Annotated in this window: 9 protein-coding genes; 6 read left to right on the forward strand and 3 right to left on the reverse strand. The window is 73.6% G+C overall.

What is annotated here, in order from left to right; all coding sequences use genetic code 11:
• From F8274_RS29480 to F8274_RS29505, 6 genes are all read left to right on the forward strand, one after another.
• Positions 1-346, forward strand: a 346-nt coding sequence (locus tag F8274_RS29480; protein WP_305070075.1) for a transporter associated domain-containing protein, incomplete at its 5' end; no start/stop codon positions are given.
• A 33-nt stretch (positions 347-379) separates the two neighbouring features.
• Entirely contained in the window at positions 380-1,405 is a 1,026-nt protein-coding gene (gene trpS / locus F8274_RS29485; protein ID WP_151465623.1) for a tryptophan--tRNA ligase, read from the forward strand.
• A 41-nt stretch (positions 1,406-1,446) separates the two neighbouring features.
• On the forward strand, positions 1,447-2,004 hold the full coding sequence (locus tag F8274_RS29490) for a 2'-5' RNA ligase family protein (protein ID WP_151465624.1): 558 nt from the start codon (positions 1,447-1,449) through the stop codon (positions 2,002-2,004).
• Between the two features lie 57 nt (positions 2,005-2,061).
• Positions 2,062-2,997 (forward strand): YihY/virulence factor BrkB family protein, encoded by a 936-nt coding sequence (locus F8274_RS29495; protein ID WP_151465625.1) that lies wholly within the window; start codon positions 2,062-2,064, stop codon positions 2,995-2,997.
• Positions 2,994-3,368, forward strand: coding sequence for a GntR family transcriptional regulator (locus tag F8274_RS29500; RefSeq protein ID WP_151465626.1), 375 nt, complete (start codon positions 2,994-2,996; stop codon positions 3,366-3,368). Before F8274_RS29495 ends, F8274_RS29500 begins: the two co-directional genes overlap by 4 nt.
• A gap of 74 nt (positions 3,369-3,442) precedes the next feature.
• Complete coding sequence (locus tag F8274_RS29505; protein ID WP_151465627.1) at positions 3,443-3,880, forward strand: hypothetical protein; 438 nt, start codon at positions 3,443-3,445, stop codon at positions 3,878-3,880.
• Between the two features lie 4 nt (positions 3,881-3,884).
• On the opposite strand, the gene F8274_RS29510 is transcribed toward F8274_RS29505, so the two are convergent.
• The 3 genes from F8274_RS29510 to F8274_RS29520 all read right to left on the reverse strand — a co-directional run.
• Positions 3,885-4,247 (reverse strand): VOC family protein, encoded by a 363-nt coding sequence (locus F8274_RS29510; protein WP_151465628.1) that lies wholly within the window; start codon positions 4,245-4,247, stop codon positions 3,885-3,887.
• A gap of 161 nt (positions 4,248-4,408) precedes the next feature.
• Positions 4,409-6,043 (reverse strand): glycoside hydrolase family 13 protein, encoded by a 1,635-nt coding sequence (locus F8274_RS29515; protein ID WP_151465629.1) that lies wholly within the window; start codon positions 6,041-6,043, stop codon positions 4,409-4,411.
• 109 nt (positions 6,044-6,152) lie between these two features.
• On the reverse strand, positions 6,153-6,397 hold a 245-nt coding region (locus F8274_RS29520), incomplete at its 5' end, for a substrate-binding domain-containing protein (RefSeq protein WP_192580046.1).

Below are 6,397 nucleotides of genomic sequence, written 5' to 3' on the forward strand. Positions count from 1 at the left end.
CGGCCTGCCCGCCGTGGTCGACGGCCGGCTCAACCTGGCCGACTTCGCCGAACGCACCGGGGTGCCGCTGCCCGCCGGGCCGTACGAGACGGTCGGCGGCTACGTGATGGCCGCCCTCGGCCGGCTGCCGGTCACCGGCGACGAGGTGCCGGTGGCCGTCGACCCGGACGACGCCGGCGGACCGGACCCGGACGACCCGCCGGGCGGCTGGCTGCTGCGGGTGGTGGCCCTCGACGGGCGGCGGGTGTCCCGCCTCGCGGTCTCCCCGGCCCGCCTGCCCGAGCCCCGGCGCGAGGTCACGGCCGCGCTCCCGCCCGTGGCCACCCGACCCACCGGCCCGTCATGACGGACGCCGGGGCTTGCTGACAGAATTGCCGGCATGTCCGACGTACCTGCCCGCCCACGCGTCTTCTCCGGCATCCAGCCGACGGCCGACTCGTTCCACCTCGGCAACTACCTGGGCGCGGTACGGCACTGGGTGGCCCTGCAGGAGAGCCACGACGCCTTCTACTGCGTGGTGGACCTGCACGCGATCACCGCGGGGCACGACCCGAAGGTGCTCAAGCAGCGCAGCCGGGTCGCCGCCGCGCAGCTCTTCGCGGTCGGCCTCGACCCCGAGCGCAGCACCCTCTTCGTCCAGTCGCAGGTGCCCGAGCACCCGCAGCTGGCCTGGGTGCTCGGCTGCATCACCGGCTTCGGCGAGGCCAGCCGGATGACCCAGTTCAAGGACAAGTCGCAGAAGCAGGGCAGCGAGCGGGCCAGCGTCGGCCTGTTCACCTACCCGATCCTCCAGGCCGCCGACATCCTGCTCTACCAGGCCCACGCGGTGCCGGTCGGCGAGGACCAGCGGCAGCACCTGGAGCTGTCCCGCGACCTGGCCCAGCGCTTCAACTCGCTGTTCGGCCCGACGTTCACGGTGCCCGCCCCGCACATCGTCAAGGACACTGCGAAGATCACCGACCTGCAGGACCCGACGGCCAAGATGTCGAAGTCGTCCTCCTCCCCGGCCGGCATCATCGACCTGCTGGAGGATCCGGCCCGCTCCGCCAAGAAGATCCGCTCGGCGGTCACCGACACGGGCCGCGAGATCGTCTTCGACGCCGAGGGCAAGCCGGGCATCTCCAACCTGCTCACCATCTACTCGGCGCTGTCCGGGCGCGGCATCGACGACCTCGTCGCCGCGTACGACGGCAGGGGCTACGGCGACCTGAAGAAGGACCTCGCCGAGGTGGTGCGGGAGTTCGTCACCCCGATCCAGGAGCGCACCCGCGCCTACCTGGACGACCCGGCGCAGCTCGACAAGCTGCTCGCGCAGGGCGCGGAGAAGGCCCGGGCAGTCGCCGCCGTGACGCTGCGCACCGCGTACGAGCGGATTGGCTTCTTCCCGCCGGTCCGGTTCGAGTAGCGGCCCGGCGGGAACGGGTGTCGCAGTCGGTGGCCGGAGGGATGGCGCGCAGCGTGGATGGCAGGGACGGGGCGCCGGACGCCGGTGACACCATCCAGATCGGGATCGCCGTGGACATCCCGGAGCCCTGGGGCGGGATGCTCACCCGCCGGCGGGTCGAGGCGGGTGACCCGCAGGCCGTCCCGGCGCACGTGACCCTGCTCGGGCCCACCAAGATCCCGGTGCGCGCGCTGCCGGCCGTCGAGGAGCACCTGGCCCGGGTGGCCGCCACCCACCTGCCGTTCACCCTGCACCTGCGGGGCACCGGCACGTTCCGGCCGGTCACCCAGGTGGTCTTCGTGGCGGTGGCCGCCGGGATCAGCGAGTGCGAGCTGCTCGCCGCCGCCATCAACGCGGCACCCGAGCTGCACCGCGAGGCGCGCTTCCCCTACCACCCCCACGTCACGGTGGCCCAGGACGTGCCGCCCGAGGTGCTCGACAAGGCGTACGAGGACCTGGCCGACTTCTCCGCCCTCTTCGAGGTGGAGGCGTTCACCCTGTTCTCGCACAGCGGGGCCACCCGGTGGCAGCCCCGCCGCGACTTCCGCCTCGGCGGCTGAGCTGAGCGCCCGGCCGGCCTGCCTCCAGGGGGCGGGCGGATCGGTGAGGATGGCGGGGTGAACGTCATCGGCCGGATCGAGACGGCGCTCGGTCGCCGCGTCGACGCGGCCCGGGCCCGGTCGTCGGCCTTCGACCACGTGTGGCGGGCCGGGACGCTCTACGCCGACCTGCTCGGCGGCCGGCTGGCCGCCGCGATCGCCTACTACGGCTTCTTCGCCGTGTTCGCGCTGGCCCTGGTCGGCTACTGGATCTTCGGCACGGTCCTTCAGGGCAACCGCGAGGTCAGCAGCGCGGCGAGCGACTTCCTGGAGGGGAACCTGCCGTTCCTCGACACCCGGCAGATCGCCGAGAGCAGCAACACGGTCGGCGTGGTCGGCCTGGTCATCCTGGTCTTCACCGGGATCGGCTGGGTCGAGGCGATCCGCTCCTCGCAGCGGCTCATGTACGGCTTCAACCAGCAGCCCGGCAACCTCGTGGTCCGCCGCCTGGTCGACCTGGGCGTGCTGGTCGCGGTCTTCGTGCTGCTCGGCATCTCCGTGGCCGCCGTGGACGCGCTGGAGTCGCTGCTGCGCTTCCTGCTGCGCAGCACCGGTTCGGTCGGGCTGACCACGGTCAGTGCGGTGCTCAGCGTGCTGGTCAACGCGGTGCTGGCCACCGCGCTGCTGGTGGCGGTGCCCCGGCTGCGGATGAGCCGCCGCCGGCTGCGCCCGGCCGTGCTGGCGGTCGCCGTCGGGATCACGCTGCTCAACACCGTGGGGCGCTACTACGTGGTGCGCACCGAGCGGAACCCCGCCTACACGGTGGTGGCCACGGCGGTGGGGCTGCTGCTCTACCTGTACCTGCTCAACCAGATGGTGCTGTTCGGCGCGGCGCTGGCCGCCACCAGCCGCTACGGGCGCGTGGTGGACCTGGCCGAGGGCGGCGGCGCGCGGGAGGTGGACGTGGAGGTCGACGAGGAGACCGACCCGGGCACGCCGGGAGGGGCGGGATGAGCACCCGGATCCGGATCGAGCAGGACTCCGCCGTGCCCCCGTACGAGCAGGTGCGCGGGCAGTTCGCCGCGATGATCGGCGACGGCCGGCTGCCGGTCGGCACCCGGCTGCCCGCGGTCCGGCAGCTCGCCGCCGACCTGGGCCTGGCCGTGAACACCGTGGCGCGGGCGTACCGGGAGCTGGAGTCCGCCGGGCTGGTGCAGACCCGCGGCCGGCACGGCACCGTGGTGGCCCCCGGCCGGGACGACGCCACCGACCGCCTGCACCGCGCCGCCACGGTGTACGCGGCCGAGGCGCTTCGCCTGGGCGTCCCGCCGGACCGCGCCGTCGCCCTGGTCCGTGCGGCTCTGGACGCCGGTACGCACGGGTGAGAGCGACCGCCGGAGAGGGGGGAGTTGGCGTGAATGAGGCGCACGTCCCCGCCGTGACCGACCATGATGGGCCGGTGGGCGCACTCGTGACACTGGACCTGCCGGACGACTCGCCGATGCTGGGCCTGCCGTGGATCATCACCTTCGGCCCGCTCGGCGACGACGACGAGTGGGAGCCGGTGGTCTGCGGCCCGTACGAGCGGCCGCACGCGCTCGCCCTGGCCGAGGCGGTGGTGGCCGAGGAACAGCTCATGGCGGTGGTGGAGCCGCTGTTGCCGGCGCTGACGCCCGAGGAGATCCGCGGGGAGATCGCCGCCGCGCAGATCGCCGCCGAGGACGAGGCGGCCCGGGTCGACCAGGCCGACCTCTACGGTGACTTCGAGGACGTCATCGACGAGGAGCTGGAACTGGCGGCCGAGCGGGAGCCGGAGCCCGCGGCAACGCCCAGCCGGGACGAGGTCCGGGCCGGTCTCGCCCGGATCGCCGGGCTGCTCACCAGCAGGGGCGCCTGAGGGCTCAGCTCGGCGGCCGGTCGAGCACGCAGAACTCGTTGTCCTCCGGGTCGGCGAGCACCACGAAGCCCTCCGTGCCGGTCTGCCCGACGTCGACGCGCCGGGCGCCGAGCCCGATGAGCCGGTCGACCTCGGCCGCCGGGTCCCCGTCGGAGACCAGGTCCAGGTGGAGGCGGTTCTTGCCGCGTTTCGGGGTGCCGCTGCCCTGTAACCAGACGGTCGGGCCGGGCCGGCCGGGCGGCGGATAGAGCTTCGCGTTGCCGTCGTCGCCCCGGCGGACGGTGTAGCCGAGGGCGGCCGACCAGAAGTCGACCATCCGGTCGAGGTCGCCGATGTCGAGCGTGTACTGCGCCACGTGTGCCGTCATCACCCGTTGGTACCCCACGGTCCCAGATGGACACCGACCCCCCGGGAACGAGTCCCCGAGGGGCCGGCGCCACCTCACCCCCCACCACAAGGGGTCGGTAGCCCAGCCGCCCGTCGGCGCGGGGCACAACGGACGACCAGGTCAATGGCGGGTTACCCGGCTCAGCGCCGTTCGAACCACGCAGCCGCGTCCACCGGCAGAACGTGCCCGTCGCCCCGCTCGCTGAGCTCCGCGCTGGCGACGACCGGCCGGCCGTGGCGGGCGACGGTCACCTCCGCGCCGCTGAGATTGACCACGCAGGTCAGCTCGGCGTCCCCGGCGGCACGGCGGAACGCCAGCACCCCGGGCTCGGTCTCCAGCCAGGTGATGCCGCCGGTGCCGGCCAGGGCCGGGTGCCCGTGCCGGATCCGCAGCGCGGCCCGGTACAGCTCCAGCGTCGAGCCGGTCACCCCGGCCTGGGCGGCCACCGAGAGGGCACGCCAGGTCGCCGGGGCCGGCAGCCAGCTCAGCTCGCTGCCCTCCGGGCCGAAGCCGTACGGGGCCAGCTCGCCGCTCCACGGGATCGGGACCCGGCAGCCGTCCCGGCTCTCCCCGGTGCGCAGGAACGCCGGGTCCTGCCGCAGCTCGTCGGGGAGGTCCAGCACCTCGGGCAGGCCCAGCTCCTCGCCCTGGTAGACGTAGGCGCAGCCGGGCAGGGCGAACATCAGCAGGGCGGCGGCCCGGGCGCGGCGCAGGCCGACCTCACCGTCGCCGTAGCGGGTGACGTGCCGCTGCCGGTCGTGGTTGGAGAGCACCCAGGTGGTCGGGGCGCCCACGATGGTCGACTCGGCGAGCGCCGTGTCGATCACCTTGCGGAACGAGTCGGCCGACCAGGTGGCGTCGAGGAAGTCGAAGCTGAACGCTTGGTGCAGCTCGTCCGGGCCGATGTAGCGGGCCAGCCGCTGCGGGGTCTCCGCCCACGCCTCGGCCACCGCCATCCGGCCGCCCGGGTAGCTGTCCAGGATCGGCCTCCAGGCGCGGTAGATGTCGTGCACCTCGTCCTGGTCGAAGTAGGGCAGCCGGCCCTTGCCCAGCAGCTCGGACTGGCGCTGGCCGGTGGTCATCGAGTTGAAGCCGACGTCCGGCAGCCCCTCGGCCTTGATCATCCCGTGGGCCACGTCGATGCGGAAGCCGTCCACGCCCCGGTCGAGCCAGAACCGCAGGATGTCCTCGAACTCGGCGCGCACCTCCGGGTGGCGCCAGTTGAGGTCGGGCTGGGCCGGGTCGAACAGGTGCAGGTACCACTGGCCGTCGGCCACCCGGGTCCAGGCGGGGCCGCCGAAGATGCTCTCCCAGTCGTTCGGCGGCAGCTCGCCCTGCTCGCCCCGGCCCTCGGCGAAGAGGTAGCGCTCGCGCTCGGGGGAACCGGGGCCGGCGGCGAGGGCCGCGATGAACCAGGGGTGCGCGCTGGAGGTGTGGTTGGGCACCAGGTCCACGATGATCCGCAGGCCCAGGGCGTGCGCGTCGGTGATCATGGCGTCGAAGTCGGTCAGGTTGCCGAACAGCGGGTCGACGTCGCGGTAGTCGGCCACGTCGTAGCCGGCGTCGACCTGGGGCGAGGTGTAGAAGGGGGTCAGCCAGAGCGCGTCCACCCCGAGGTCGTGCAGGTACGGCAGGCGCTGCCGGATGCCCTGGAGGTCCCCGACGCCGTCCCCGTTCGCGTCCGCGAAGCTGCGGACGTACACCTGGTAGACGGCCGCGGACCGCCACCAGTCGTCGTCGGCGGTCAGCGGCGTGGGGTGGGGGGCGGAGGTCATCGGTGGGGATCCCCGTTCTCTGGCGCGGGACGGCAGGGCGTCTGAGCAGGATGCCGCTCAGGCGCTGCAAGAGTCAAGCATTCCTTGCGCAAGAACTGACGGCAAGGGGTCAGGCGGGGACCGCCAGGGTGGGATCGACGGAGGAGGGGCGCTGCCGCTTCGGGCCACCGGCCGGGCGGGCCACCGCGGTCGAGCCGCGCACCACCAGCTCGGGGCGGAACAGGTACTCGGAGTTCGGGGCGGCGTGCCCGTTGATCTCGTCGACCAGGGCGCGGACGGCGGCCACCGCCATGGCCGCGACCGGCTGGCGCATGGTGGTCAGCGGCGGGTCGGTGAAGGCCATCAGCGGGGAGT

Source organism: Micromonospora sp. AMSO31t (assembly GCF_008868175.1).
In the GTDB taxonomy this organism is placed as follows: Bacteria; Actinomycetota; Actinomycetes; order Mycobacteriales; family Micromonosporaceae; genus Micromonospora.